Origin of the sequence: Pseudomonas protegens (genome assembly GCF_013407925.2) — a bacterium.
Lineage (GTDB): Bacteria > Pseudomonadota > Gammaproteobacteria > Pseudomonadales > Pseudomonadaceae > Aquipseudomonas > Aquipseudomonas fluorescens_AP.
The window spans coordinates 2,396,070-2,423,051 of sequence record NZ_CP060201.1; the positions used below are offsets into that span (position 1 = coordinate 2,396,070).

The following is a 26,982-nucleotide window of genomic DNA, read 5'->3' on the forward strand; positions in this document are numbered from 1 at the left end:
CGGACCCAAAAGTTGACGTGAATGGTTGGCTGCTTAGCGAATCTCTACGCCCTGAGATTCCATGATCATCAACAGGAGCTTCTGAGAGATTGGATCATTAGGCACAAGCCCCCGGAGCCCGTTAAAGACCCCGGTCATGTACTCCTGGTCAGCTCTACGGGAATCTGTACCAGCAGCCCCGAAAGCGTTGTATCCAACCTGATAGCCGCTCGCTAAGACGCCCATTGCGGGCACCTGTTCGGCAACACGGCCAAGGAACCCCGTAAAGTCGTCTGACTTGGTTGCGGAGTACTTCATAGCTCCGTCCTGGGGCTTCTCCTTGGGCCCACGAGGCAAGATCGACGAGCGCACCATAGCCCCCTGATCGAATCCGAAAGGAGCCGCTACGATGTTCAGCAGGCCCAACGGGGCGCCAATGTGAGAGCTACGGGACAGCGCGGCATAGGCAAGCATCTTTTCATCAAGAGAAGCCTTAAGGAACTTCTCGCGCTGGTCCTTTGGCATCCCCGCCGCCTGGGTGTATTTCATGGCTGCATAAATGGACAGAGCCAGTCCTGAGGACAAAACGGCCTGCATCGTCTGATCAATGTACCGCCCGTTCTTCGTCGCATCATGGAACCCTCGGACCAGCCTGGAGTTAACCGAGCGCATCGTGAAGTTCTTGAACTGCATAGCGAGCTTGATGCCTGCACCGTAGGACTCCGTATCGACCGACGAGAACTTATGTGGTCGAAGAATTGCTTCATCGGCAATCTTGTCCCCCATCCGCCACAAGTCCATAACCCGAGGGTCACGCTGGAAGGCTTCCTTGTCGGTGATCTTGTAGCCCCCTCCCCGCTTCTTTGTGATGTGCTGAGAGATAACCGCCTTGATCCCCTCGAATTGCTCCGGGGTGATCGACATGGAGCGAAGACGCTCAGGCTCAAAGAGCCGCGAAGGCTTCCCGGTCAGTACATGATTGACAAGGTCCGATAAGACGCCCGAACGGCCCGCATCCATGATGTAGTTAGAGGACTCCGTTAGGAACTTGGTGAACGGGGACCACGCCGATAGCTCACCTGTGGCGTACTTCAATGACCCGACCACCTGGGCCGTCAATGGAGATACCTGCGCCTGATCTCTCAAGCGGTTCACGATGTCAGTCCGCCGTGGCCGTATGGAGTTGTCCAGTTCACGGCCAAACACCAACGAATGCAGCTCAGCGAGATCCTTAGGCTTAATAGCTGACCCATAATTCACGATATCGCGTAGGAGCGGCACACCGTTGAGGAGCATTCGGGTATGCCCTTTAGTGACCATACCGGCAACCTCTGTGATGGACTGCACGCCCATGTAGGCGTTCTTTGCGAAGAAACTCATGTCCGTGAGGGCCCGTGAAGCTGTCGCCAGGGCCCCCTCGGGATCTCTCCGGGCCCGACCTGTGAGAATGTTTAGGGAGTCCTCCAGAGCTTTGCGCTCCAAGGGGCTCTTGGTGTTGATCGCTCGGATTTGCTCCTTGAGTGCCTCGGTGGTCTGGCCGGTTGCCCCCATGATCCCGATATCGCCATTAACACGCCGGTCATAGCTTGGGGTCAGTCTGGAAAGATCAAACTCCCGCAGGTCATTGACCGCAAAGTCTGCACCGTCAGCCATCGTAATGGACAGGTCTGAATCGAACAGGTGACGGCCCTCAAGGAAGTTGTTGTTCTCAGCACCCGTCAAGCCGTCCGCGTTGTCGTAGAGGTTTGGACTCATTAGGTCGTCGGTCTTCGCGATGCCGTAGGCTTTATCGTTGGCGTACTTGTGAACTGCTGCTTCCAACTGTGCCGCGTCCAAGGTGCGCCCTTCCCTGGCCGCTTGCTCCGTAAGGAACCTGTCCACTCGGGCCTTCACATGAGGGCGGCTTTGGTAGGAAGCCAGCCAGCTATCCTTGATTGCAGTCTGAAGCCCCTCTTCATCACCGAAGCGCTGAATATGCAGGGCCTTGGAGGCGGTCGAGTAGACGTTAGGGATATAGGAGCCCGCGTGTCGGGTCTCTGGGAGAATCGCGGTTGCCCTGTGGTTGCCGAACTGGCTCGGGAATTCCAGCATGTCCGCCTTTCTGTCGTAATGCCCACGCACTGTTTCCCCGTAGGCTTGTTCCTTGCGGCTGAGCTGAGACCACTTGCGGCCTGTCTGGTCTTCAATGGCTTCAGCTACCCGGCGTTGCACCAAGTCCATAGCGGCTTGACGACCTCCTGACCCCATAGCGTACTGGGGGTCTTTGATGGCCTCTAAGAGCTGTTCCGACATCTTGTTGTAGGTCAGATGGTCCCCGCCCTGGATGCGCTCAATGATGTCCGAAGCGGTGGCCCCAAACCTCCCGTTGGAACCTGATTGGGCCCCTGTTGGAGATCGAAACAACTGTCCGCCAATATCCCGAACAGCTTCATTCTCAGAGCGCAACAGCGTGTAGCCGATCTCGGTAAAACCTCCCATAGAGCCCCCTTTAGCGGCTCGCTCACTGGGCATGTACTGAGCCGCCTCTTGAAGAGTCCTGGGGTTTAACGGGTTGTTGGCCGAAAGGATCGAACCGTCTTGAAGGCGTACAGCTCCCGGCTCGTTCGGATGATCGACGTAGGGGACCCCAAAGGCTTCTTGGGGCTCCTCCCCAGGCTGCCAAGGGAAACGGCTCGGGTCTTCTTGGCCTGTCTGTCTGGCAGTCTCTCGGGCCTCCAGGCGGGTAGCTGTCGGGAAGTAGTCGTTCCCGTCCGGCATCATATCGGGGTGAAGTGGGATCAACTCATTAGGCAAGGCCGATTCTCCGTGAAGCTCAAGAATCTTTGCCAGCTGTGCGTCGTCCATGTCTACCCGTTGAGGCACCGCCCTTGCTGCTGCCCGATCGAACAATGCAGATGCCCCAGCGCCGAACAGAGCGCCTCCAACGATTGCCGTTGAATAGTGCCCGTCGATTCCCGTAGCCATCTCACGGAGCCCCTCAGAGGCCACAGCACCAGCAGCACCGTACATTGCCCCTTGTGCAGCGCGAGAGACCAAGCGAGCCCCGCCAGTACCCGGAATGGGCGCATAGGTCATAGGGTCCACGCCTGCGGAGATCAGTCCGCCAACGATTTGCGCACCGGCCCCTGTCTGGGAGATACGGCGGTCGTATGCCATGTTTTCGAGAGCCATAGCGATAGCCTGGGGGAGGTTCTCGCGCTTGCCCTTGGAATAATCAACGATGAAGCTGAAATACTGAGGGTCAACACCTTCCTTGGCGATGTTCTCGAAGTCCTCCCGACCCCATGCGGACGTATCCTGTGGTTTAACCCACTCAAGCGGATCAACGTCTTCCTGAGTCACATAGCGAGCAATGGAGGGCACGGGAGAGGTTGCGACGGATGCCTTGGTGGCCTCCCAGGTGCCATCAAAAATACCGCGCTCGGGCTTGCCGATACGGTTAGAGAGGGTAATGAAGTCCTGTTGAGTCTGGGGAGCTTCGCCACCCTTGAGGCCCATTGCGCCGAGGTCCGGCAAGCCCTCCCCTACGTGTATCGGATTGGTGGCTGTGGTTCCTCTGGTGGCCTCCTCAAAGGACACAGCCTTAGCCTTTGGGTGAATACCTGGGTCGGTCACCTCCAAGGCATCGAAGTATTTGCGTGAAGGGCTATCGCCGGACACGTCCAGCAAGTTGCGCATGTAGTTCTGACCCTCGGGGGAGATCTTGGAGAAGTCCCCACGGTCCAGGGCTTCGAGCTGTGGGCGGCCTAACCGACCGTTCCCTTGGTTGTACGCAAGGCCAGCTTTGAGAAGGTCCCCGCCGTAAGCGCTGGACAGGTCCTTGATAGCCCGAAGCACCGCAGGGACTGCCTTATTAGGGTCCATACGGTCCTCAGGGGTCATAAGGCCGTAAGCCTTACCAGTCGCCTCTGTGAACTGACCGAGGCCCAGCGGACCGTTTTTACTCTTGGCTCGGGGTTGGAACCGGGACTCGTTGAAGATCAGCTTATGGGCGTACTCATAGGGGACGCCTTGGCGGTCTGCCTCTTGGCGGATTAGACCGTCATAAGGGGTGCCGTTTGCCAGTACCTGGGCATATTCATCTTTAGTGTTCATAGGTCTCCTTTAGTTATTTACTGTTTGCGGGCACCTCTTGCAGCTAATCCACACGCACACAAAAACCGACCAGTTTGGGCCAGCTAAGTAGATAGGAATGGATCTGGAGGAATGCAGAGAGAGGAAGGAAGGTACTGATTTATCTTATTTAGGCTTGCCCTGCGATCCAGCTCCTTTTGCAGTACCTGCCCCCTGAGGAGCCTTAGAAGCCGATAAGCTTTCCCCTGCGGCGTACCCGCCGAAGCCAGCCGAAGCAATGTTTAGCGCGTTGGCTACGTTGTTGATCTTCATCCCCTGACCACCACCGCCACGAACAGCCGAACGAGCGTTCTCAGCGGCGCCGATACGGTTCTGAAAGAGGGCCGCATAGTCGCGCTCGTAGTTGTCGAGGATGTTCATTTTCTCGGCTGAAGCTTCGTTATCCACCGAGCGGCGTAGTCGATCCGCTGAGTTCCCAGAGAAACCCGCCTCGCCAATTGCGGCGTTAATGGTCCCCTTGTTGCGCAACGCTTGAAGGTTCACTTCGGTCAACTGGCGCCGGGCCTCGTCGGCCTTATCCACGGTCTCAAGCTTTGAATCCGCATCTGCGGCGTTTGCTGCCTTGATGATTTCTTGCTGGTTCTTTCGCTGAGCATCGGTTGCAGCGCCTTTAGCCTTTGCCTGTTCAGATGCCCCCATAGCGGCACTACTCGCAGCCATTGCTGCCATTACCATCGGGATTACAAGTGGTCCGCACATTTTAAATTAACTCCTATAGCCAAAATTGACGAAATTTAAACCCTGCTGGACTCAGCACATAATCAGAATGGAAGGTCGCACCAAGAGACCGTAATAGCCGAATATGGGCACGATTCTCAAGCGAAACAACGTTCGTTAGAACAAGCCCCTTTGTATCGGTTTGGATAGACTTCAAATGATCTTTAAGAATCCTATAAAACCGAAATCGCTCGGCCACTGAAAGGCTATCCACAACATTGGTCGTCACAAACCAGATTGCACCTTTGGCGTGTCCACCGACAGCCAAAACTACTCCCCCAGACTTAATGACATTAGTAGTTTCGTCAAGATAGCTCGGAAAAACGTCGAGAGGGTCCCTTCCTGATTGAAGTGAATGAAACTCCTTAAGATCACCACGAGAAAGATTCTTCGCAGCTTCAAGCAAGTCACCCTGCGTTGCCTTTACTTTGAACATATGCCTCCATGAATTTATTAAAAACCATACCCCAAGACAGTCAACAACATGCTTCAGGGGCGCGCAAACTCTCCGTGATACCTTGCCCGGAGACACTTCGAATAATTAATAGCCGCTCTTATATTTTCGAAAACTGATACATGAACCTCCCCATTGATTGAGAGCTGAGCCTGATACACTTTTTCCGACAGCTTGCGAATCCCTTTCGGCAATCCCTTCTTATTCTGGCGCACTTTTGTGTTGCACATATTCTGAGCTTGGGTACAGGCTCGTAGATTGTCTACTTTATTATTTAGCCGATCCCCATCGATATGATCAACAACCAAGTCCCCGGGGTCATTTTCTTTTGCCATAAAATAAATCACGCGATGGCATCTATAGTGTATCCCTCGAAACTTCATTCTGTAGTAGCCGTCTGATCCGATTGATATCACTGGACCTACTCGTGCATTACGCCCCCTTGCGGCTTTGATACGAGTGATCCCTGAGGGAGACGCTGAGTCAATTACGTAGAATTTTTGAAGGTCCTCCAAGGGAGGCATCGGGGATGCTTTCATGCTTTTCCTCCTACTGATTAGCTGTTCCTAATAGTGAGGACTTTTGGCACGCTCCCGCATCAAGCAAGGTCCATTAGCTCCCGTCCGAGGGCCTTCTGATAATGGAAAGGAACCGTTGTGGCCTCGGTCCCAATGTGCGGATTTGGCGGCGCCATGGAATTTAAGGGCCGTGTAAAGTTCATCCCTATAAGGAGGGCTTTGAGTTCCGCAACGCCGCCTCTAAGGGTCTTCAGTTCGTCCATGAGGCTCTGTGCGATTGGGTTGGTGGAGTCCTCGGCGTTGTACTTCCCGGTCTTGCGGATGGTCGGGAGGACTTCCTCAGTGCCCCACTTGCGGAATGGCTCAGAGGCCGGAGCGTGTCCCCGTAGGAGCATCTGGTAGACCGCTCCCTCGGTAAACATCCAAGAGTTGGACTTGATCACTCGCCCGTCCCTTGGAATTTCCCCAAGAGACACCACGCGGTATCCCGCCAGTTTTTCCGCGACCAGGGACACTTGGTTATGCGGGTCCTTCAGGCCAGCCGCACGGGCCACCTGAGTAGCTACAAAAAGCAGCTCGTGTTCAGGATGGCCGGTCAGTACGTCCAGCTCTACGCCCATGAAGTTGCGCTTCTCAAATTGCACTCACGCGCCACAAAGGAGTCGCAATAGAAGCATTTTTCTGATATTAAAAAATAAAATTCTTACACTGGCATTATCACAGGGAAATAGATATGCAAAAAATTGATAGATACGCCATCTGGAACAACAAAGGCGGGGTAGGAAAAAGCACTATAACCTTTCATGCGGCAACTCGATACGCAGAGCTAAATCCAGACAAAAAAGTTCTTGTCGTAGATTTGTGCCCACAATCAAATTCAAGCATGATGTTATTGGGAGGCGGGACGATAGGCGAGCATCACGTGCTAAGTCTTTGCACCTTACCCACACCACAAACAGTAGTAGGATACTTAAGCACCGTAATTGCAAACGGTGCTGGCGCGGCTTTACCAGACCCACTTAAATTTATATCTCAGATTAGCAGCGTAAACCCTGCAATACCTGAAAACCTTCTCCTTATGTGCGGTGACGGCAATTTAGAGCCAATGGCACCGGCTGTTACTGGCGCAGCAAATGCCCCGTCGTTAACTCCAACCATGCAACCTTGGAAATGGGTACATCAGATTTTCAGGGAGATGATAGGGTCATTTGCTTCACAATTCCCAAATAATGACATCACAGTATTTATCGACACCAATCCGAGCTTTTCAATATATACTGAACTGGCTATATCAGCCGGTGACAAACTTATAGTTCCTGTCAATGCTGACGACTCGTCGCGCGTAGCAACAAACGCGCTCTTCATATTGCTGCATGGACAAGTGCCACCACATCCAATTTACGGATCATGGACTTATGCTGCAAAAGCAGCCAGCTATGGAATGATTATTCCACAAATTCACGTCATTGTCGGAAATCGACTAACTCAATACGAGGGCGCAGCGGGTGCGTTCAGCGCACTTTCAGATGCTACGGCGGACACTTTATTCCACGCTTACTGCTCTACCCCCTCGTACTTCACCAACAAGGGTTTTCATCCAACAAACATCAATGACTTCCGCCAAACTTACTCTGTAGCCCTCCGCGACTTCAATACAGCCGGCGTCGTCGCCGCGCACTTAGGGCGTCCTCTTTCCCAGTTGAACGGCGGATACCACTTAGTTCATGGACATAGCATTCAAGTTAATAGTGAGAGGGTCGCAGAATGCCAAAGAGCCGTAGATAGTTTAATGGCAATGATTTAACTAAACACCCGGTAAAAATCAGACATGCACAGCCTCATCGCAAAATTAAATTAAGAATAGCGATGAGGCTTACAACAGTAATACCCCTTACTAATATCTAATAATTGCCTTAGCAATTGCTGCACGATCCCCCGCATGACGAGCTCGTAATATCACCCCCAACGCAGCATCTTTTGTCAACTGAGTAAATATAAATCTACGATTCACCGCATCTTCGTAAAAGTCTTCTTGGGCCACGATAGTTCCATCTGTAAATTTCCATATAGACAACCCCTCCACTCTTTCTTCACATTGAAATATTCCAAGCTCAACAAATTCATTCAGGGCAGCGGTAAGACTTGCTCTGAGGTCCACGTGACGGCGTTTAGGAGTAGCGTTGGCAATAGCAAGACTATCAATTACAAAGCGAGGGCGCGGCATAACGATAAACCTATAGGCAAATGAGTACTGCCAAGGTATACGAACCCTGCCCACACATGTCAACAACTCTTACTCACATAGCTGCAACTACCTGCACGCAGGTGCAACGCCTTACACTATGCCTGACAAGTTCCTGAGTTACTCGATACGCACCGCTACCCAGCTTGGGAAGCCATCAGTGCGTGATACTGCATATTTGTGGTCTTTACCGCGAATAAGAGATTTTATCATGTAATCCACAGTACGCCACGGCAACTCCGCACGTTCACAGGCAGTTAGAGCTGCATCATTAGTAAAAGCTGTCTCGAAAATCTCTGTAAAAACCTCGCCATATTCTGATCGCCAAGAACGCTTAGCCACCATCTTACTACCCCCCTTAGAATCTCCATCAAAATCATCCGTAACCACCTGCGAAATAAATATTGCTGGGGAGTCGGTCACACTTACAATGCTTTCTTGAGCTTGAACATCTAATTCACTAACAGAGTCCAAAATACAAACCTCATCAAAATATAATTAAGTGCTAAAAACCTTATAAACCTACACACCCCTTTCACCAGGAACATCCTAAAGACGTCCGCAAAACCCAAAACTTAAAGTAAAGACCTGATGTATAATATAAATATCGACTAATTCTAAGAGTAAAAATAACACTCCCATCAACTCATCTATAAATATCAAAACCACCAAATGGCCAACAGCTAAAGCTCGTACTGGAAGGTCTTGATGCCCGTATGAGAACGCCTCACACCAAAGACATGTGAACAGCGCTCACACATCTGCAAGCCGAAATTTACGGGCATGCGACACAGATGTCAACGAATAGTATTCACATATCTACTGTAATTCACTCGATTCCGCCGCCAGAAACCGACTTGAAACGGGGTAAGCTCGCCACCATGGCGCTCGAAGGAGAACAACCAACCTCGTCAGCCACATAGCCCTCTTCGGCTTCGTCGCCCCATTCATCATCACCACCGCCGAACTCGACCAGCTTCAACAGCATTACGGAGTCCAACTGAAGCTTGACGGACGCACCAGCGACCGCCGAGAAGCCATAGGCGAACATGGAGAAACGAGCCTTCAGCTCAGAGCCGCCAGAGATGGCCGGAACGTTGTTGATGCGCTTGCCCTTGGAGTCCACGACCTTCAGGACCAGCGGCTTCAGCTCTTCGGTTTTCTTGTCCACGTAGGAAGCGTAAGAGCTGAACTTGAAGGTCACCGTACCGTCGTCGTTGATGAAGTACGGCATGTTGCCCTCGTAGGGTTCCAGCAGTTTCTTACCGCGAGCCAGTTTCTTAAGCAGCTCTGGGCGTTCCGCTTCGAACTTCTCGCAGATTTCGGCGTAGTTCGCCTCGTGAAGTTTGTTGATCTTGTTGATCAGCGCTTGAGCGTCCTTACTTGGGACAGTGAGGTCAACTTTGTAGACGCCTCGCGGATTACCGAAACCCTTTTCAGGGTTGCCATAGTCTGGCTTTTGGATTGCGCAGTAAGGCTCAGCGGTGCCGCGTGGGGTGAAATGGAATACTCGGAGGTTCCCCATATTAGTTATGGCTGCCTCAATGACACTATCCGCTTGGAGAATGCGCGCATCTCCTCAAGGACTCGTTCGGACTCGACCATATCTAAAATGGACTCAGAACAGGACGGGCAGAAATCACCCGTCACGTCCTTAATCACAGTCGTTGCCCCCCTGTACTCATAGGGTAGGTCGCGGGTGTCATGGACCAAACCCGCAGCGCCACAAACAGGGCATTTCATAGTGTTCATAGCTCGACTTTCTCCAAGCGGGGACCCCTTTACTGTTGGCCCTGAAGTGTCTCAGTAGGCGTAAAGACTCCCTTTAGCATCTCCGCGACAGTCTCAACGATAACCCCAGAGCCGTAGACATCGAAGGTTATCGTTCTTGTTGCATGCCCCATTACTGCCTGGGCGTGTGTTGTGGGAACGCCACGCTCCTGCATCAGGGATACCAGTGAATGCCGTAATGAATGGAACACTAATCCCCGCTGGTACGAGCCACCAAGCGCTTCAGGGATTGCCTGCTGGTTGGCCCATTCACCAGCGGGTCTATACCCAATCTGCGCCAAAGCTTCAGTTCCGCTAAACCTACATGAATCTACGTACCGCAAGAACGCTGCGAGGTCAAAACCATAAGCCCCATCTGTCAGTGGCACCATACGTTCACTACGCTTGTTCTTGATGGATTTCCCTTCACCTGCCTCATTGATGTGGATCGCCGTGACTCCTGACCCAAGGGTCTGAATGTCAGTTACGGTCAACTGCGAGATTTCATTGAGTCGCGCGCCTGTGATCGCCCCAAGGCTTAGCAACCAGCGCTTCCAAGAGGTCTCTGGGAACGTATTAGCGTAGGCGACGAGCTTGCCTACCTGATCCTGTGAGAATGCCTTACGGGTCGACTCAATGCCTTTCGTGAACTTCAGTTTCTTATCGTAAGACTTTTCGAGATGACCATTCTCCACAGCCCAGTTCAGGACAGCAGATAGCTTCATGAGCATCTGGTTAACCGTCGAAGGCTTACGGGTCGCTGCAAGGGCATCTCGAAGACCCACAAGGTCAGCCCGCGTGTGGTTTCGCATATCCAACTCACCCAACAGCTCAATGAGAACCCCATGAGTGAACTTGGTAGTGCTCAGCGTGGACGCCTTTTGCCCCCCTGAACGGTCCTTCAAGTACAGAGCTGAAAGGGTCTCAAAAGTTAGCGCCTGTCCAGATTGAGACGGAGACAAGCCCAATACAGATTGAGACGCGGAAACAGTCCCTGCGAACCGCTGAGGTCTAACGAGGCTATCGACTCGACCGTATGCGACCGTATGCAGGCTACCCCAGAGCTGCGCCGTATCACCACCTGCCAAGACCTCCACCGAGACAGCCCGAAATCGTTCTTTAAGCTCCTGCCATGTAGCATCCGGTGTTTCCAGATGGAACGCCCGAACGACACCCGAAAGGAGTTCTGAAGCGTCCATAGCATCTCTACGACTGCTTGTCTTGAGGGACACCGAAACGGCCTCTGTGGTGCTGCCTGTCGCCCTTAGACGCATGTAGTAAATACCGTTGCGTCTGTAGTGATAAGGCTTGGCGAGCCTCGTAGTCGGCTTTGAGGAACCAGAACGACTTGTGACAGGACTTGTAACAGCAGAGCATTCTAAAAGGCGACTCATAAAGGTTTAACCCCGTAAACATTGGGAAAAACCTGAATGCCTTGCAATTCTGGATGTACTGCCGGGAGGATCTCAGGAAGTTGAAGCGGATCACCCTGTTGTGGGATTACATCCGCGAGGTGACGGAGCAGAATCGCCCTCTGCTCATGGGGGACAGCCGCAGCATGCTGTTCGCCGCCCCCTGACGCTTTACCTGCTCATGGATCGAACTGGATACCCGAAGATGAAAAAACTCAGCCGGCGCGGCTCGCTCACCCTTGGCGCAGTGGTTCTCGGCGCCTCGCTGTGGCCCGCTTCGCAATGGTGGGAAAAGGGCCTGGCGACGGCCCGCGGCGCCCCCCGCATCAGCCCCAACGGGTGCTACAGGGTTCAGGTATTCAGGCCGTTCTGGGTCCTGCCCGGCAGATTCCACACCCAGTACCACCCGGACCCGGAGCAGGCTCCCAACGAGAACCCGCACTGGGAGCTGCCGGCGTTTTTCCGTTTGTATGACCAGCGCAATGGCCAATGGCTTGGCGACAGCCAGATCTATGACCTGGTCGTCGACGGGGGGCCCTTGCAGTGGGGCATGAAAGGAGACCCGCGGGTGTCCGCGGCCATGATCGACATCGGCCCCAACGCGCCGGATTGCATCGGCGACCAGCCGGCCAAAGGGCGCTAGCGGCTGCCGGGGGTAGCCGCCAGCCGGGCAATGCCAATCAGTCGGCGATCACTACGATCGACACCCGGCGGTTTTCGGTGCGTCCGGCGGCGGTGCTGTTGGAGGCCACCGGCTCGCTGCTGCCCAGGCCGCGCAACTGGATGTTTTCTTCACGCATGCCGACCTGGGTCAGCACCTTGACCACGCTCTTGGCCCGACGCACGGACAGCTGCACGTTGTAGGGTTCCTTGCCCGAGGCGTCGGTGTGGCCATCGACCCGGACCTTCTGGATATCCACGCTGAGCAAGGCCTTGCCGATGCGCTGGACGATCTCGGTGCTGGCCTGGTTCAGAGTTTCCACATCGCTGCCAAACAGCACCTTGCCCGACAGGCCGAAGGCCCAGCCTTCATCCGTCAGTTCGAAGCCCTCCTGTTTCAGAACCGCGATCTGTTTCGGGGTCAGACCTTTGGGCGGCACGCTCTGGCAGCCAGCCAGGGCCAGCAGGGCCATGAATACCAGGGTACTGAACAGTCGAACCGAACGTTGCGTCATTGAGAACAAGGGAATTAGCTCCTGTTTTGAACCTGAACGATTGGGGGCTCCGCCCCCACTGTGTGTTGCCCGCCTCGCGAACCGCGCTTGGCTTGGTACATGGCCTCGTCGGCGGCGTTCAACAGGCTGCCGGGCGTCAGGCCATGATCCGGGTACAGGGCAATGCCGATGCTCAGCGACGTCATGATCGACAGGTTGCCAGGCAGCTGGATCGGCATTTCCATGCTGTTGATGATTTTGTCGGCAATGCGCTGGGCGTCTTCGACCCGGTGCAGCGGCGTCAGCAGCACGGCGAATTCATCCCCGCCCAGACGCGCGACCAGATCCTCCTCACGCAGTTGCGCGCGAATCCGCGTGGCCACCGCCACCAGCACCGCATCGCCGGCGGCATGACCGAAGTTGTCGTTGATCTCCTTGAAGCGGTCGCTGTCGAGAAACAGCACCGCCATGCGCTCGTTGAGCTTGCTGGCGCTGCGCAGTGCGCGGATCAGCCGGCCCTCGAAAAACGCCCGGTTGGGCAGACCGGTCAGGCTGTCGTGACTGGCCTGATGCGCCAGGGTTTCATTCTCGCTTTGCAGATGGGTCTGCCAGGCTTCCAGCTCATCGAGCAGGGCATTGAAGTCGTTGCCCAGGTTGTCCAGCTCGGCGATCTGCGCCGGCGGCACCCGCTGATCGAAGGCCCGCTCGCGCCGGGCCGCGTGAGCCACTTCCGCCAGGCTGCGCAAGGGGCCGGTGATGCCCCGCAGTTGCCGCCGCGCCAGGTACAGCGACACCCAGGCACTCAGCGCGGTGCACAGCACGATGCCCACCAGACCGCTGAACAGAAAGCGCAACAGGCTGCCGCCATGGCCGGTGACATTGACCGTGCCGACTTCGCGGTTCTGATGCAGGATCGGCAAGCTGATGGGCTTTTCCAGGAACGCGCTGGCGACGTGCATCTCCAGGTTGGTCAGCAGGCCGCTCTCCGGACGTTGCCAACTGGCCAGCAGGCGGCCCTGGATGTCATAGACCTTGGCATCGGCCACCTCTTCGGTGGAGGCGATCAGGGCCAGGGCCTCGGTGGCCACCACACTGTCGTTGAACACCACTGCGGCTTCCACGGTGTAGCTGATGGACCGGGCGATCAGGTGCAGGTTGTGATCGGCATAGACCCGCAACGCCAGGACCCCGAGAAAGGTCAGGGACAGGCTGGCCATGCAGATCGCCAACAGCGCGACGATCAGGTGGCCGCGACCTATGACCGACCGCAGGGTGGGGCGGGCCTTGGGCTTGAACCACTTCATGGGGCCGCCGGACGACGACGAGACAATTGCAGCACGCTGGGATGAATCTTCACCCCGCTGCGGGCCACCGAGTCCAGATTGACCTCGAACGACACCTGATTGTCGCTGACCCGCAGGCAGAACAGGCTGCCCACGGTGCACTGGTCGCCACCCTCGCTGATGCTCAGCACGGGTTGGCCGATCAGCGAGTTGAACAGCCGGTTACGCTCTTCTGTGCTCAATTTGCCGACGTACACCGAGTCGCACTCACTGGCCAGGGCCGGGCTGCTGGCCAGCAACCGGCGCACCAGCACGGGGCGACCGGTGGCCTGTGTCGTGCCCTTGAGCAGGTCATCGGTGTATTCGGTGGGACCCACCACGCACAACCGCAGCTCTGCGGGTTCCACCGGCCAGCGCGCGTAGCTGAGGATCCCCAGCACCACTTGCGTCACCGCCTTGGCCCGCTGCTCGGCCAGGCTGGTCGGGGTTGAAGGCTCTGACTGCGCCACGGCGCACAGACTGAACAGGCAAAGCATGGTCGACAGCACAAACTGTCTCCACCGCAAACTGCGCTCTGTCCTCAAGACAGCCACGTCCATGCAGGGATTCTCGTTGAATTTCACGGAAATGATGCCGCAACGATAGCACAGCCCGGGAAAATGCAGCGAGGCCAGCGCCCCGAAACGGTGCCGGGCTCCAGACTCGGACATCGGCGTCAGTCCAGCTCCAGCATCAACCCGCTGAGGCGCTTGACCTTGCGCCGCACCGCCTCTTCGAACACCCCGGCGCGGGGCTCGATCAGGCTGAACCAGTCCTTGGCCCGAGTGATGCCCGTATAGATCAACTCCTTGGTCAGCACCGGGTTCAGGGCATCAGGCAGGATCAGCGCGGTATGGGCGAACTCCGAGCCCTGGGACTTGTGCACCGTCATGGCATAGACCGTCTCCACATCATTGAGCCGGCTCGGCAGCACCAGGCGCACCCCGCCCTGGCCATCGTTACGCGGGAAGGCAACCCGCAGCACCTGCCGCCCCGGCTCCTGGCCCTCGGCTTCCGGCAGTTTCAGGGCGATGCCGATATCACCGTTCATCAGCCCCAGGCCATAGTCGTTGCGGGTCATCAGCACCGGGCGGCCTTCGTACCACAGCTGGTCGCTGTCGATCAGCCGGGCCTTGAACAGCGCCTGAGTGATGCGCAGGTTCAGGCCTTCGACGCCCCAGGGCCCCTTGCGCACCGCGCAGAGCAACTGGAAACGGTCGAAGGCCAGCAACACATTGCGCGCCCATTCGGTCCAACGCCGGTCTTCCAGGGGCGTGTCGGCGGCGGGACGCTGGCTGCGCAGCACTTGCAAGTAGTGCCGGTAACCTTGCGGTCCCTCGCCATGGCCCTCCAGCAGCAGACGCTCCAGCGCCCGGTCCTGCTCGCCCTTGAGGCTCAGGCCATACAGGTCGGCATGGCTGCGGGCCGCCAGCAGGCGCCGGGCCTCGTCGGCCTGTTGCTGGTTGACCCAACGCGCCAGCTGGCCAATGCCGCTGCCTTCGCCGAAACGCCGGGAGTGACGCAGCATCACCACCTGCTGCGCCAGGGGATGCTGGTGCCCGCTGTCCTCCTGCAGGCCGCTGGCACCGAGGTGTTCGCCGCTGACCGCTTCCAGCCAGGCGCGCGTCTGCGGGTTGTACCAGCCGGCCTCGGCATCGCGGCACAGGTCCCCGAGCACGGCACCCGCCTCCACCGAGGCCAGCTGGTCCTTGTCCCCCAGCAGCACCAGACGCGCGTGGATGGGCAAGGCATCCAGCAGATTGGCCATCATTTCCAGATCGATCATCGACGCTTCGTCCACCACCAGCACATCCAGCGGCAGAGGGTTGCCGGCGTGATGGCGGAAATGCCGGGTGCCCGGACGATTGCCCAGCAAACGGTGCACCGTGGTCACTTCACTGGGGATCTTCTCGCGCACTTCATCGGCCACCGACAGGGAGCGCACCTGCAGGCTGATGGACTCGGTAAGGCGCGCCGCGGCCTTGCCGGTGGGCGCCGCCAGACGAATGCGCAGCGGTTTGCGGGCGTCCACCGCCGGGCCCTGGAGCAGGGCCAGCAGGCGCACCACCGTGGTGGTCTTGCCGGTGCCGGGGCCGCCGGTGATGATGCTGAACGCGCCACGGGTGGCCAGGGCGCAGGCGAGTTTCTGCCAGTCGATGGGCCCCGCCGCCTTGGCCGGACCGAACAGTCCGTCGAGGCGCTGCGCGAGGTTTTCCGGGGTGGCCTCGGTCAACGCCAGGCGTTGGCGCAGGGCGTTGTCGATACGCCGTTCATAGGCCCAGTAGCGCCGCAGGTACAGGCGCTTGCCGGACAGCACCAGCGGCCGCTGGCGGGACGCGTCGCCGTGATCCGCCGCCAGGGCCACCAGCCGGCTGCCGGCCAGGACCTTGCACCACTGGGCGCCTTCGAGCCCCGCCAGGACCTGGGAGGGCAGCACCGGGGCGCCGCTTGGCGAATCCCCTTCCGGGGGCAGGGACAGGGCGAAATCCGGCTCCTTGAGGGTTTCGAACAGATCCAGGCAGACATGCCCATGCCCCAGCTGGTGACTGGTCAGGGCCGCGGCCATCAGCACCAGCGGATCGCAGCCCGGGTCCAGCTCATGCAGAAAGCCGACAAAGGCCTTGTCCAGGGAACGCAGCCAGCCGCGCTCGACCCAGCGCTCGAGCAACAGCAGCAGGTCCTGGGCACGGGTCAGGGGGGCCAGCTCGAACGGCGCATCGGGCGTCTCGGTCAGGGGAGCGAACAGATCCGGGGTCATAGCAGCACTCCCTGCTCCCAGGCGGGCTCGGCCTTGGGCGGCTCGGGCTGGCCCTGGAACATGCGGTCCAGGCGCTCGATCAACTGCCGTGGCGGCCGGGCGAAATACGCGCCCCGGCTCGCCGAGCGACTGCCGCGCAGGAACAGGTACAGGGCACCGCCGATGTGCCGGTCGTAGTCGTAGTCCGCCAGCCGGGCCTTGAGCTGGCGGTGCAGGGCCAGCAGGTACAGCACATATTGCAGGTCGTAGCGGTTGTCGAGAATCGATTGTTCCATGGCCTGCTCGGTGTAGGCGGCGTCGTCCGCGCCCAGCCAGTTGGATTTGTAGTCGGCCACGTAATAGCGGCCCTGATGTTCGAACGTCAGGTCGATAAAGCCCTTGAACATGCCGTTGAGCAGCACCGGCTCGGCGGTGACCCGCGCCGCGCCCTGGTGGGTCTGCTCACGCACCCATTGGTCCAGCTTGAGCACGTCGACCTTGTGGCTGGCGAACCAGAACTCCATTTCGACTCGGTACTGGGTCAGTTGCCCCAGTACCACCGGCGGCTGTCCGTCTCCCAGCGGCAAGGGAACTTGCAGCAGGTGCTGCAGCCAGTCACTGAGGGTCGGGATCCAGCCCTGCCAGCCGCGGCGATTGCAACGGCGGGCGATGGCGTCGCCGATCTGCCCCGGGGTTGCGGTAAAGCCCTCCTCCCCCGCCCACTCCAGCAGACCATGAAGGAAGGTGCCGGGGTTCGGTCCCCGGGGAAAGCGGTGGATATCGCCACCACTGGCGGCAACTTCACGCGGGGCTTCGGGATCGAGCCGCTCATCATCGAAGAGTTTCTGCGCCTGGGGGTTTTCCGGGGCTTCGGTGCTGCCGGCGCCCAGGGTGTCGCTGATGCGCAGGGCGCTGTAGGAGGCGATCCACCAGTTCTCCGCCGCGCGTCGAACCGGGATCAGCGGCTCCAGCAGGCTGGCGTTGTTGCGCGGCGGATGAAAACGCTGCTCATTGGCGACCGGCAGTTCGCCCACGCCGATGGCATCACAGCCTTGCTGCAAATCCAGCAGCCAGCGCAGCAACCCCTTGGACTCGTCGAGCCGGGCACCACCGCCCAGCAGGTAGCCCAGGGCCGAGAGGTGCAGCACCGAGCTGTTGTGATTGCCGCGCTTGAGGTCGGCCACCCCCAGCCAGCAGGCATGCTGGGCCCGGGTCAGGGCCACGTAGAGCAGCCGCAGGTCTTCCGCCAGGCGTTCTTCGTCCGCTTGCGCGATCAGCTCCGGGGTCGGTCGCAGGCTGACCTGGGGCTTGCCCGCCGCATCGTGGTAATGCAGGGGTAGGCGGCTGCCATCCACCGGCTTGGTGGAGCAGATAAAGGGCAGGAACACCAAGGGGTATTCCAGGCCCTTGGACTTGTGGATGGTCACCACCTTGACCAGCTGCTCGTCGCTTTCCAGGCGCAGGATCTGCTCCTCCGCGGCCTGCCCGGACAGCGCCAGGTGCTCGGCCAGATGGCGGATCAAGGCTTGCTCGCCGTCCAGCTCCGCGGCGTTCTGCTGCAACAGTTCGGACAGGTGCAACAGGTTAGTCAGCACCCGCTCGCCATCGCTGCGGGCCATCAACGCCTGGGGCAGCTGGAAGTCGTGGAGCAGGCGGCGCAGCATCGGCAGCACGCCCTGGCTGCGCCAGATCGCCCGGTATCCGCGAAACTGCATGACCCGGGCTTCCCAGGCCAGCTCGTCCTGGTTCAGCCGCTCCAGTTCCAGCAGGGACAGGTTCAGGGTCAGGGAGGCCAGGGCCGCTCGCAGCGGACGCTCCACATCCGGCTCGGCGCAGGCCTTGAGCCACACCAGCAGGTCCCGGGCTTCCTGGGCGGCGAACACCGAGTCCTTGTCCGACAGGTACACACTGCGCACCCCACGAGCCGCCAGCTCACCACGCACCGCCTGGGCCTCCTTGCCATCGCGGACCAGGATGGCGATATCCGCCGGCAACAGCCCTTTGAGGGCCTGCTGGTCGCGGACAAAACCGCTGCGGCCCTGCTGACCGCCAACGAGCAGCTCGACAATCGCACTGGCACAAGCCGCCGCCTGCTGCTGACGATACTGAGCCCCGGACAGCGGCTGCTCGGCAGGCAGATGCCAGAAGTTCAGCGCCGGCAGCGCTTGACCGTCGACCTGCAACTGCTCCTTGCGCCCCTGGGCCGCCACCGCCAGGAACGGCACCGGGTTCCGGCCGTCGTCTTCGCGAAACAGAAAGGCCCCGCGCCCCTGCGGGCGCTGTTCGGCCTGCAGGAACACATGGTTGACCGCGCGGACCATGGCCTGGCTGGAACGGAAGTTGGTGCCCAGGGTGTGCAGGCGCCCGGTGGTGGCCTGGCGGGCCCGCAGGTAGGTGTAGATATCGGCGCCACGGAAGGCGTAGATCGCCTGCTTGGGGTCGCCGATCAGAAACAGTCCGGTCTCGGGGTCGTTGACCTCGATGCGGTAGATGCTTTCGAAGATCCGGTATTGCACCGGGTCGGTGTCCTGGAACTCGTCGATCAGGGCCACCGGGAACTGCTCGCGAATCAGGGTCGCCAGGCGCTCACCGCCATCGCTGTGCAGGGCGCTGTCCAGACGCAGCAGCATGTCGTCAAAGCCCATCTCGGCACGACGGCGCTTCTCTTCTTCAAAGCGCTCGCCGACCCACTGCGCGGCGTGCTGCAGGACCGCGGCGTCGGGGCTGGGCAACGCCTCGAGGCTGGCCTTGAGCCCGGCCATGGCCTCAAGCGCCGGATGCTGCGGCGCCTCTCCCTTCCAGGCTTCGCTCATGCCGTCCGGGGTCAGGCGGGTGAAGCCGGTGCCGATGTCCAACGCCTCAACGGACGCGTCTTCGGCCCAGGCGCTGATCTTTTCAAACCAGGGTTCGAAGAAGCGCGCCTGCAGCTTGCGGCCGTCGACGCTCTTGCTGGCCACGCCTTGCAGGCAGATGTCGCGCAGCTCCCCCGCCCACAGCCGCCAGGGTGCCTTGAGTTGCACCAGGGCTTCCCGGCGCTCCTGCAGGCAGGCCTCGATCAACTCGCTGGGCGTCTGCACCGAGGGCTGACGCTGCTCGCCGCCGAACAGCGCGCGAACCCGCGGCAGCAGTTGGGCCGGGCCGACCCAGTTGGCGCGTACCCAGTTCAGCGCATCGCCCTGCATCGGGTAGCAGAACAGCCGCCAGTAATCGCGCAGCACCTGCCCCAGCAGATCGCTGTGGTCGGTTTCCAGGGTCTGGGTGAACAGGCTGCCGCTGTCGAAGGCGTGCTCGCGGAGCATGCGCTGGCACCAGCTGTGGATGGTGGAGACGGCGGCCTCGTCCATCCACTGCGCGGCGATGTCCAGGCGATTGGCGCAGGCGGCCCACTGTTCGGCGGGGTATTGCGCGCGCAGCTCGACGATCAGGCTGTCGGGGGCGCTGATCTCGTCGCGGAAGAAACGCGCGGCCTCCGCCAGGCGGGTACGGATGCGCTCGCGCAGTTCCTTGGTCGCGGCGTCGGTGAAGGTCACCACCAGAATCTGCGGCGGCAGCAGTTCGCGGCCAAAGCCTGCGGACTCGCCGCCGTGGCCCAGCACCAGGCGCAGGTACAGCGCGGAGATGGTGAAGGTCTTGCCGGTGCCGGCGCTGGCTTCGATCAATTGGCTGCCGCGCAGGGGAAAGGCCAGGGCCAGAGGGGCTTGTTGACTCATTGCACAGCCTCCTCGCCAAGGGCGGAACGCCAGGGGGCGTCCAGCAGGGGGCGATAGAGCGTTTCGGCCCAGCCGCTGAACGTCTCATCGGCGATCAGCGCGTTGTAATCGGCAAATTGCCGGGCCAGGGCCGGAGTCTCCCGGCGCTCGCCCTCGCTGTTCTGACCGTCGCCATCGTAAGCCTTGCGGGCCGCGGCGGCGGCTTTGTCCGGATCGCTCTGCCCGAGCCAGGCAAAGGCGGTCTTGACCGCCACCGGCAGCGGCTGGCGCATGCCCGTCTGCCAGGCCAGCAGCAGGTTGCCGAGAATCGCCCGGGCCTGTTGCTGCTCCAGCGGCGCCAGCAACAGGCTGTCATCGCTGGCCACCAGCGCGGTGGTCAGGGAGTAGCCGCTGGCACAGGCCAGCAGGTGGTTGATCCAGGGTTTGATCAGGCGGTGCCATTTGCGGGTCTTGATCGAGCCGATGCCGTTGGCGATGGTGGTCACCGCCAACAGCCCGCCATCTGCCCGCTCATGCAGGCTGCTCAACCAGCCTTCCACGCGCACGCCCTGGAGTTCCAGGCTGACCGGCAAGGCGCTGGTCAGCGGTGTCGGCCACAGGTCCAGCAGTTGCCGGTAGCGCTGCAACAGGTCCGGCAACGGCTCCATGAGCTCGCGTTGCAGGCACTCGCCAAAACCGGCCATGGGCAGCAGGCCGCTGGCTTGCAGGCGCTGCGCCTGGGCCTGTAGGGCCTGCTCCGGATGCGCGGCATCGCTCAGTGCCGCTTCCAGCAGACTGTCGCTGAGGCTGTAGCGTTGCAGGGCATCGAGAACGAAGGGCTCCTCGTCCGCCAGCGGCGCGTCCATGGCTTCGAAAAACACCTTGAGGCGTTGGCTGAAGAAGTGCCGTACCGGGTGCCGCAGAAAGTCCTGCAACTGAGCCAGGCTCAGGGCTTCATCCTGGACATAGGGTTCAAGCGGCTGGACGCTCATGCTGGGCGCGTGAGCCTGGTGCAGGACCTGCCATTCCCGGGCATAGCTGAACAGTGTGTCGCTGTCATGGAAGTAGCGGGCACTGAAAGGTTGCAGCGGGTGCTCCTGGGTCAGGGCTTCGAGCAACGATGCCTGTTCGTCCGCCAGTCGCCAGCCGCCGGCCAGGTGATCGCGCAGTTGGCCGATCAGCACCGAGGCGGGCCGTTCGCTGTTGTCGCGAATACTGCGGCCGACCCAACTGATGTACAGCTGGTCCCGGGCCGAGAGCAGGGCTTCGAGCAGCAGGTAGCGGTCATCCTCGCGCCGTGAGCGGTCGCCGGGGCGGTAGTCGCTGCCCATCAGGTCGAAGTCCAATGGCGGCTGGGCCCGTGGGTAATCGCCGTCGTTCATGCCCAGCAGACACACCAGCTTGAAGGGGATGGCCCGCATCGGCATCAGCGTGCAGAAGTTCACCGCGCCGGCGAGAAAGCGCTGGGACAGGCGGCCCTGATCCAGGCCGGCCAGCCAGGCTTCACGCACCACGGTCAGGGGCAACTGATCTTGCAGGCCGACGGATTCGCAGGTTTCCAGCCAGGTTTCCCGCAGGTCTTCCAACTGGCCCAGCAGGTAGTCGTCGTGTTCGGTGGCGGCCAGGAAGAACTGCTCCAGCAATTGCTGCAGGCGCTCGCCCCATTGCGCCGGCACCGCCGGCTCGGTGAGTTGCTGATAGGCCATCTGCAAGGCATCCAGCAGCGCCACCAAGGGACCGATCAGCGCCGCATCCAGGCCGCCGATCTCGTCATAGGGCTCGATGCCGTCGCAGGCATCGGAGCGGCCGACGGCGTACCCCAGGAGCATGCGCCGCAGCCCGAAACGCCAGCTGTTTTGCTCCAGTTCCTCGGGCAGCCCCAACTCCGCCCGCTGCTGGGCATTCATGCCCCAGCGGATACCGGCCCCTTCGATCCAGCGATGCAGGGTCGGCAGGTCGGCTTCGTCGACACCAAAACGGGCGCGCAGCGCAGGGACGTCGAGCAGATCGAGGATCTCGCTGACCGGAAAGCGGCTGTCCGGCAGTTTCAGCAGGTGCTCAACGGCAATCAGCAGCGGGTCGCGGCCACGCTGGCCCTGGTCGGTGAGGGTGAAGGGGATGAAGCGGCGGTCATCACGTTCCAGTTGGCCGAATACCGCGCGGATGTGCGGGGCGTAGCTGTCGATGTCGGGGACCATGACGATCACATCGCGTGGCCGCAGGTCGGGTTCGGCACTGAAGCGCGCCAACAGCTGGTCGTGGAGGATTTCCACTTCCCGTTGCGCGCTGTGGGCAATGTGAAAACGGATCGACTGATCCTGCTGCAAATCGACGGCGGGCCAACGTTCACGGGTTTCGTTGAGGGGGCGCAGTTCGAGGATGTCGTCTTGCAACTGCTGGAGCATGGTGCGCGGTTCGCTCTCGCTGAACAGGTCGATGCGCCCATCGCGAAAAGCCGCGCGGTAACTGTTGGGATCGTCGTAGCTGTCCAGCAGATTGATGTAGTCGCGGCCCTGTTTGCCCCAGGCGGCCAGTAGCGGATGGGCGTGCTGGTGCAGGGTTTGCGGATCCAGGGCCAGGGGCATGCCGGCTTTGCGCGCCTGACGTTTGTATTGATGGCGCAGCAGATCCTTGTCGGCAACGATGTCCGCCCAGTGATGGCGACAGGGGTTGTGCACGCAGAGCAGGACCTGGCTGAAACGTGCCAGTCCGGCCAAGGCTTCCAGGGCCTGGGCCGGCAATGAAGAAATGCCGAAAACGATCACCCGGGATGGCAAGCCAGCGGGGGGCTGGTCCAGGCTGTTGATCCGTTCGATAAAGCGCTGGTGGACTCCGGCTCGACTCTGGGCCATGCCCTCGGTGCCAACATCCACAAGCAGGGCACGCCACAGTTCGGCTTGCCAGCAGTTGGCTGGGGTCAGGGCCTTGGCTTCGCCGCGAACGTTGCGCAATTGATGGCGCCCTGCTGACCAGTCTTCCAGCCAGTCGGCTCGATAGACCTGATATTGGTCGAACAGGTCCGCCAGGCGCTCCGCCAGTTGATAGCGCTTACGCAGATCGCTGTCGTGGGTCAAAAAGCGTTGCAGGGGTTCGAAATGGGGCTCGTCGATCAGCTCCGGCAGCAAGCGCATCAGGCGCCAGGTCAGCGGGGCTTTATCCAGCAGGGATTTGGGCGGGATTTCGTCTCGACCCAGGACCAGACGGTAGAGCTGCCACATGAAGCTGCCGGGCAATTGCACATCGATCGCCGCGGCAATACCACAGCCGCCGGAGTCGTCCTCTTCGGGATCTTCGGCCAGGGCCAGCTTCAACCATTGGGCGATGCCATTGCTCTGCACCAGGGCGATTTCATTTTCCAAGGGAGCCAGCGGGTAACGCCGCATCCAGCTCACCACCAGGCTGCGCAACTCGTCCAGGCGGTTACCGTGAACCACCATAAAACCGGGGGTGAGGGACGAGGCGTCCGGCATAAAGGCTTCCTTGGAGAATGCAAAAAGCTAGGCCGGAACCTTAGCACTGTCGCGGGGCGCTGGCAGCCGCAGTCGTGTGGCCGTCGCCTGAGCCAGCAGCGCAGCTTTTCTGTGGGGCAAAACAAAACCCCAACTGCTTTCGCAATTGGGGTTTCGGAATTTAATCTTGACGATGACCTACTCTCACATGGGGAAACCCCACACTACCATCGGCGATGCATCGTTTCACTTCTGAGTTCGGGATGGGATCAGGTGGTTCCAACGCTCTATGGTCGTCAAGAAATTCGGTAGCCAGTCCGTTGCATGTGCAACGTGCCAGCGAATGGGTATGTAATAGATTTTGGTGTTTTGTGAGCCATGCAAACTTTCGGTTCGTTTCGTCTTCACACACCGCAATCTGGTCTCTTTCGAGTTCGCAAATTGCTTGGGTGTTATATGGTCAAGCCTCACGGGCAATTAGTATTGGTTAGCTCAACGCCTCACAGCGCTTACACACCCAACCTATCAACGTCGTAGTCTTCGACGGCCCTTTAGGGAACTCAAGGTTCCAGTGAGATCTCATCTTGAGGCAAGTTTCCCGCTTAGATGCTTTCAGCGGTTATCTTTTCCGAACATAGCTACCCGGCAATGCCACTGGCGTGACAACCGGAACACCAGAGGTTCGTCCACTCCGGTCCTCTCGTACTAGGAGCAGCCCCTCTCAAATCTCAAACGTCCACGGCAGATAGGGACCGAACTGTCTCACGACGTTCTAAACCCAGCTCGCGTACCACTTTAAATGGCGAACAGCCATACCCTTGGGACCGGCTTCAGCCCCAGGATGTGATGAGCCGACATCGAGGTGCCAAACACCGCCGTCGATATGAACTCTTGGGCGGTATCAGCCTGTTATCCCCGGAGTACCTTTTATCCGTTGAGCGATGGCCCTTCCATACAGAACCACCGGATCACTAAGACCTACTTTCGTACCTGCTCGACGTGTCTGTCTCGCAGTCAAGCGCGCTTTTGCCTTTATACTCTACGACCGATTTCCGACCGGTCTGAGCGCACCTTCGTACTCCTCCGTTACTCTTTAGGAGGAGACCGCCCCAGTCAAACTACCCACCATACACTGTCCTCGATCCGGATAACGGACCTGAGTTAGAACCTCAAAGTTGCCAGGGTGGTATTTCAAGGATGGCTCCACGCAAACTGGCGTTCACGCTTCAAAGCCTCCCACCTATCCTACACAAGCAAATTCAAAGTCCAGTGCAAAGCTATAGTAAAGGTTCACGGGGTCTTTCCGTCTAGCCGCGGATACACTGCATCTTCACAGCGATTTCAATTTCACTGAGTCTCGGGTGGAGACAGCGCCGCCATCGTTACGCCATTCGTGCAGGTCGGAACTTACCCGACAAGGAATTTCGCTACCTTAGGACCGTTATAGTTACGGCCGCCGTTTACCGGGGCTTCGATCAAGAGCTTCGCGTTAGCTAACCCCATCAATTAACCTTCCGGCACCGGGCAGGCGTCACACCCTATACGTCCACTTTCGTGTTTGCAGAGTGCTGTGTTTTTAATAAACAGTCGCAGCGGCCTGGTATCTTCGACCGGCATGAGCTTACGGAGCAAGTCCTTCACCCTCACCGGCGCACCTTCTCCCGAAGTTACGGTGCCATTTTGCCTAGTTCCTTCACCCGAGTTCTCTCAAGCGCCTTGGTATTCTCTACCCAACCACCTGTGTCGGTTTGGGGTACGGTTCCTAGTTATCTGAAGCTTAGAAGCTTTTCTTGGAAGCATGGCATCAACCACTTCGTCACCTAAAAGGTAACTCGTCATCAGCTCTCGGCCTTAGAACCCCGGATTTACCTAAGATTCCAGCCTACCACCTTAAACTTGGACAACCAACGCCAAGCTGGCCTAGCCTTCTCCGTCCCTCCATCGCAATAACTAGAAGTACAGGAATATTAACCTGTTTTCCATCGACTACGCTTTTCAGCCTCGCCTTAGGGACCGACTAACCCTGCGTCGATTAACGTTGCGCAGGAAACCTTGGTCTTTCGGCGTGGGTGTTTTTCACACCCATTGTCGTTACTCATGTCAGCATTCGCACTTCTGATACCTCCAGCAAGCTTCTCAACTCACCTTCACAGGCTTACAGAACGCTCCTCTACCGCATCACTTACGTGATACCCGTAGCTTCGGTGTATGGTTTGAGCCCCGTTACATCTTCCGCGCAGGCCGACTCGACTAGTGAGCTATTACGCTTTCTTTAAAGGGTGGCTGCTTCTAAGCCAACCTCCTAGCTGTCTAAGCCTTCCCACATCGTTTCCCACTTAACCATAACTTTGGGACCTTAGCTGACGGTCTGGGTTGTTTCCCTTTTCACGACGGACGTTAGCACCCGCCGTGTGTCTCCCATGCTCGGCACTTGTAGGTATTCGGAGTTTGCATCGGTTTGGTAAGTCGGGATGACCCCCTAGCCGAAACAGTGCTCTACCCCCTACAGTGATACATGAGGCGCTACCTAAATAGCTTTCGAGGAGAACCAGCTATCTCCGAGCTTGATTAGCCTTTCACTCCGATCCACAGGTCATCCGCTAACTTTTCAACGGTAGTCGGTTCGGTCCTCCAGTCAGTGTTACCTAACCTTCAACCTGCCCATGGATAGATCGCCCGGTTTCGGGTCTATTCCCAGCGACTAGACGCCCTATTAAGACTCGCTTTCGCTACGCCTCCCCTATTCGGTTAAGCTCGCCACTGAAAATAAGTCGCTGACCCATTATACAAAAGGTACGCAGTCACAGAACAAAGTCTGCTCCCACTGCTTGTACGCATACGGTTTCAGGATCTATTTCACTCCCCTCTCCGGGGTTCTTTTCGCCTTTCCCTCACGGTACTAGTTCACTATCGGTCAGTCAGTAGTATTTAGCCTTGGAGGATGGTCCCCCCATATTCAGACAAGGTTTCTCGTGCCCCGTCCTACTCGATTTCATGACTAAGAGATTTTCGCGTACAGGGCTATCACCCACTATGGCCGCACTTTCCAGAGCGTTCCGCTAATCTCAAAGCCACTTAAGGGCTAGTCCCCGTTCGCTCGCCACTACTAAGGGAATCTCGGTTGATTTCTTTTCCTCAGGGTACTTAGATGTTTCAGTTCCCCTGGTTCGCCTCTTGCACCTATGTATTCAGTACAAGATAACCATCTTATGATGGCTGGGTTCCCCCATTCAGAGATCTCCGGATCAAAGTCTGTTTGCCGACTCCCCGAAGCTTATCGCAGGCTACCACGTCTTTCATCGCCTCTGACTGCCAAGGCATCCACCGTATGCGCTTCTTCACTTGACCATATAACCCCAAGCAATCTGGTTATACTATGAAGACGACATTCGCCGAAAATTCGCA

At 58.6% G+C, this 26,982-nt stretch carries 18 protein-coding genes, 2 rRNA genes and 1 pseudogene; 3 read left to right on the top strand and 18 right to left on the bottom strand.

All coding sequences use genetic code 11. The features are described 5' to 3' along the window. Positions 1 to 33: 33 nt before the first annotated feature. The 5 genes from GGI48_RS11190 to GGI48_RS11210 form a co-directional block, all read right to left on the bottom strand. Positions 34 to 4,074 carry a transglycosylase SLT domain-containing protein gene (locus GGI48_RS11190; protein WP_179598323.1) on the bottom strand — a complete coding sequence of 1,347 codons (4,041 nt, stop codon included), beginning with the start codon at positions 4,072 to 4,074 and terminating at the stop codon, positions 34 to 36. A gap of 144 nt (positions 4,075 to 4,218) precedes the next feature. Further along, positions 4,219 to 4,773 (bottom strand): hypothetical protein, encoded by a 555-nt coding sequence (locus tag GGI48_RS11195; RefSeq protein ID WP_218872809.1) that lies wholly within the window; start codon positions 4,771 to 4,773, stop codon positions 4,219 to 4,221. A gap of 52 nt (positions 4,774 to 4,825) precedes the next feature. Then, positions 4,826 to 5,266 carry a phage protein Gp13 family protein gene (locus GGI48_RS11200; protein ID WP_179598327.1) on the bottom strand — a complete coding sequence of 147 codons (441 nt, stop codon included), beginning with the start codon at positions 5,264 to 5,266 and terminating at the stop codon, positions 4,826 to 4,828. A gap of 53 nt (positions 5,267 to 5,319) precedes the next feature. Next, a complete protein-coding gene (locus tag GGI48_RS31450; RefSeq protein WP_179598328.1) occupies positions 5,320 to 5,823 on the bottom strand; it encodes an HNH endonuclease in 504 nt (167 codons plus the stop codon). Between the two features lie 59 nt (positions 5,824 to 5,882). Then, complete coding sequence (locus GGI48_RS11210) at positions 5,883 to 6,446, bottom strand: Bro-N domain-containing protein (protein WP_179598330.1); 564 nt, start codon at positions 6,444 to 6,446, stop codon at positions 5,883 to 5,885. An 89-nt stretch (positions 6,447 to 6,535) separates the two neighbouring features. Here GGI48_RS11210 and GGI48_RS11215 point away from each other — a divergent pair, with 89 nt between their 5' ends. Beyond that, positions 6,536 to 7,606, top strand: coding sequence for a ParA family protein (locus GGI48_RS11215; protein WP_179598332.1), 1,071 nt, complete (start codon positions 6,536 to 6,538; stop codon positions 7,604 to 7,606). 90 nt (positions 7,607 to 7,696) lie between these two features. Here GGI48_RS11215 and GGI48_RS11220 read toward each other — a convergent pair whose 3' ends face one another. From GGI48_RS11220 to GGI48_RS11240, 5 genes are all read right to left on the bottom strand, one after another. After that, a complete protein-coding gene (locus tag GGI48_RS11220; protein ID WP_179598334.1) occupies positions 7,697 to 8,026 on the bottom strand; it encodes a hypothetical protein in 330 nt (109 codons plus the stop codon). A gap of 138 nt (positions 8,027 to 8,164) precedes the next feature. Next, positions 8,165 to 8,518, bottom strand: coding sequence for a hypothetical protein (locus tag GGI48_RS11225; protein ID WP_179598336.1), 354 nt, complete (start codon positions 8,516 to 8,518; stop codon positions 8,165 to 8,167). 355 nt (positions 8,519 to 8,873) lie between these two features. Beyond that, positions 8,874 to 9,569, bottom strand: coding sequence for a DUF2815 family protein (locus tag GGI48_RS11230; protein ID WP_179598338.1), 696 nt, complete (start codon positions 9,567 to 9,569; stop codon positions 8,874 to 8,876). A 5-nt stretch (positions 9,570 to 9,574) separates the two neighbouring features. After that, on the bottom strand, positions 9,575 to 9,796 hold the full coding sequence (locus GGI48_RS11235) for a type II toxin-antitoxin system MqsA family antitoxin (protein WP_313771309.1): 222 nt from the start codon (positions 9,794 to 9,796) through the stop codon (positions 9,575 to 9,577). Positions 9,797 to 9,825: 29 nt separating this feature from the next. Continuing rightward, on the bottom strand, positions 9,826 to 11,013 hold the full coding sequence (locus GGI48_RS11240) for a tyrosine-type recombinase/integrase (RefSeq protein WP_179598339.1): 1,188 nt from the start codon (positions 11,011 to 11,013) through the stop codon (positions 9,826 to 9,828). A 239-nt stretch (positions 11,014 to 11,252) separates the two neighbouring features. Here GGI48_RS11240 and GGI48_RS11245 point away from each other — a divergent pair. Together GGI48_RS11245 and GGI48_RS11250 are read left to right on the top strand one after the other, a co-directional pair. After that, positions 11,253 to 11,393: pseudogene (locus tag GGI48_RS11245) on the top strand (LysR family transcriptional regulator); the annotation flags it as partial. A 38-nt stretch (positions 11,394 to 11,431) separates the two neighbouring features. Continuing rightward, positions 11,432 to 11,869, top strand: a complete 438-nt coding sequence (locus GGI48_RS11250) for a hypothetical protein (RefSeq protein ID WP_041115802.1) — start codon at positions 11,432 to 11,434, stop codon at positions 11,867 to 11,869. 37 nt (positions 11,870 to 11,906) lie between these two features. On the opposite strand, the gene GGI48_RS11255 is transcribed toward GGI48_RS11250, so the two are convergent. The 8 genes from GGI48_RS11255 to GGI48_RS11290 all read right to left on the bottom strand — a co-directional run bounded on the left by GGI48_RS11255 (position 11,907) and on the right by GGI48_RS11290 (position 26,925). Beyond that, positions 11,907 to 12,401, bottom strand: coding sequence for an OmpA family protein (locus GGI48_RS11255; RefSeq protein ID WP_042941316.1), 495 nt, complete (start codon positions 12,399 to 12,401; stop codon positions 11,907 to 11,909). A 14-nt stretch (positions 12,402 to 12,415) separates the two neighbouring features. After that, positions 12,416 to 13,684 carry a diguanylate cyclase domain-containing protein gene (locus GGI48_RS11260; protein ID WP_103742428.1) on the bottom strand — a complete coding sequence of 423 codons (1,269 nt, stop codon included), beginning with the start codon at positions 13,682 to 13,684 and terminating at the stop codon, positions 12,416 to 12,418. Further along, a complete protein-coding gene (locus GGI48_RS11265) occupies positions 13,681 to 14,262 on the bottom strand; it encodes a YfiR family protein (protein WP_042941317.1) in 582 nt (193 codons plus the stop codon). The genes GGI48_RS11260 and GGI48_RS11265 overlap by 4 nt, the downstream gene beginning before the upstream one ends. 116 nt (positions 14,263 to 14,378) lie before the next feature. After that, the gene (recD, locus tag GGI48_RS11270) at positions 14,379 to 16,460 is read right to left on the bottom strand and encodes an exodeoxyribonuclease V subunit alpha (protein ID WP_179598341.1); all 2,082 of its coding nucleotides are present in this window, start codon (positions 16,458 to 16,460) and stop codon (positions 14,379 to 14,381) included. After that, the gene (recB, locus tag GGI48_RS11275; protein WP_179598343.1) at positions 16,457 to 20,149 is read right to left on the bottom strand and encodes an exodeoxyribonuclease V subunit beta; all 3,693 of its coding nucleotides are present in this window, start codon (positions 20,147 to 20,149) and stop codon (positions 16,457 to 16,459) included. The genes recD and recB overlap by 4 nt, the downstream gene beginning before the upstream one ends. Further along, positions 20,146 to 23,598 (bottom strand): exodeoxyribonuclease V subunit gamma, encoded by a 3,453-nt coding sequence (gene recC / locus GGI48_RS11280; protein ID WP_179598345.1) that lies wholly within the window; start codon positions 23,596 to 23,598, stop codon positions 20,146 to 20,148. The genes recB and recC overlap by 4 nt, the downstream gene beginning before the upstream one ends. A 164-nt stretch (positions 23,599 to 23,762) precedes the next feature. Further along, positions 23,763 to 23,878 (bottom strand): 5S ribosomal RNA (gene rrf, locus GGI48_RS11285). A gap of 155 nt (positions 23,879 to 24,033) precedes the next feature. Beyond that, positions 24,034 to 26,925 (bottom strand): 23S ribosomal RNA (locus GGI48_RS11290). Positions 26,926 to 26,982 lie beyond the last annotated feature (57 nt).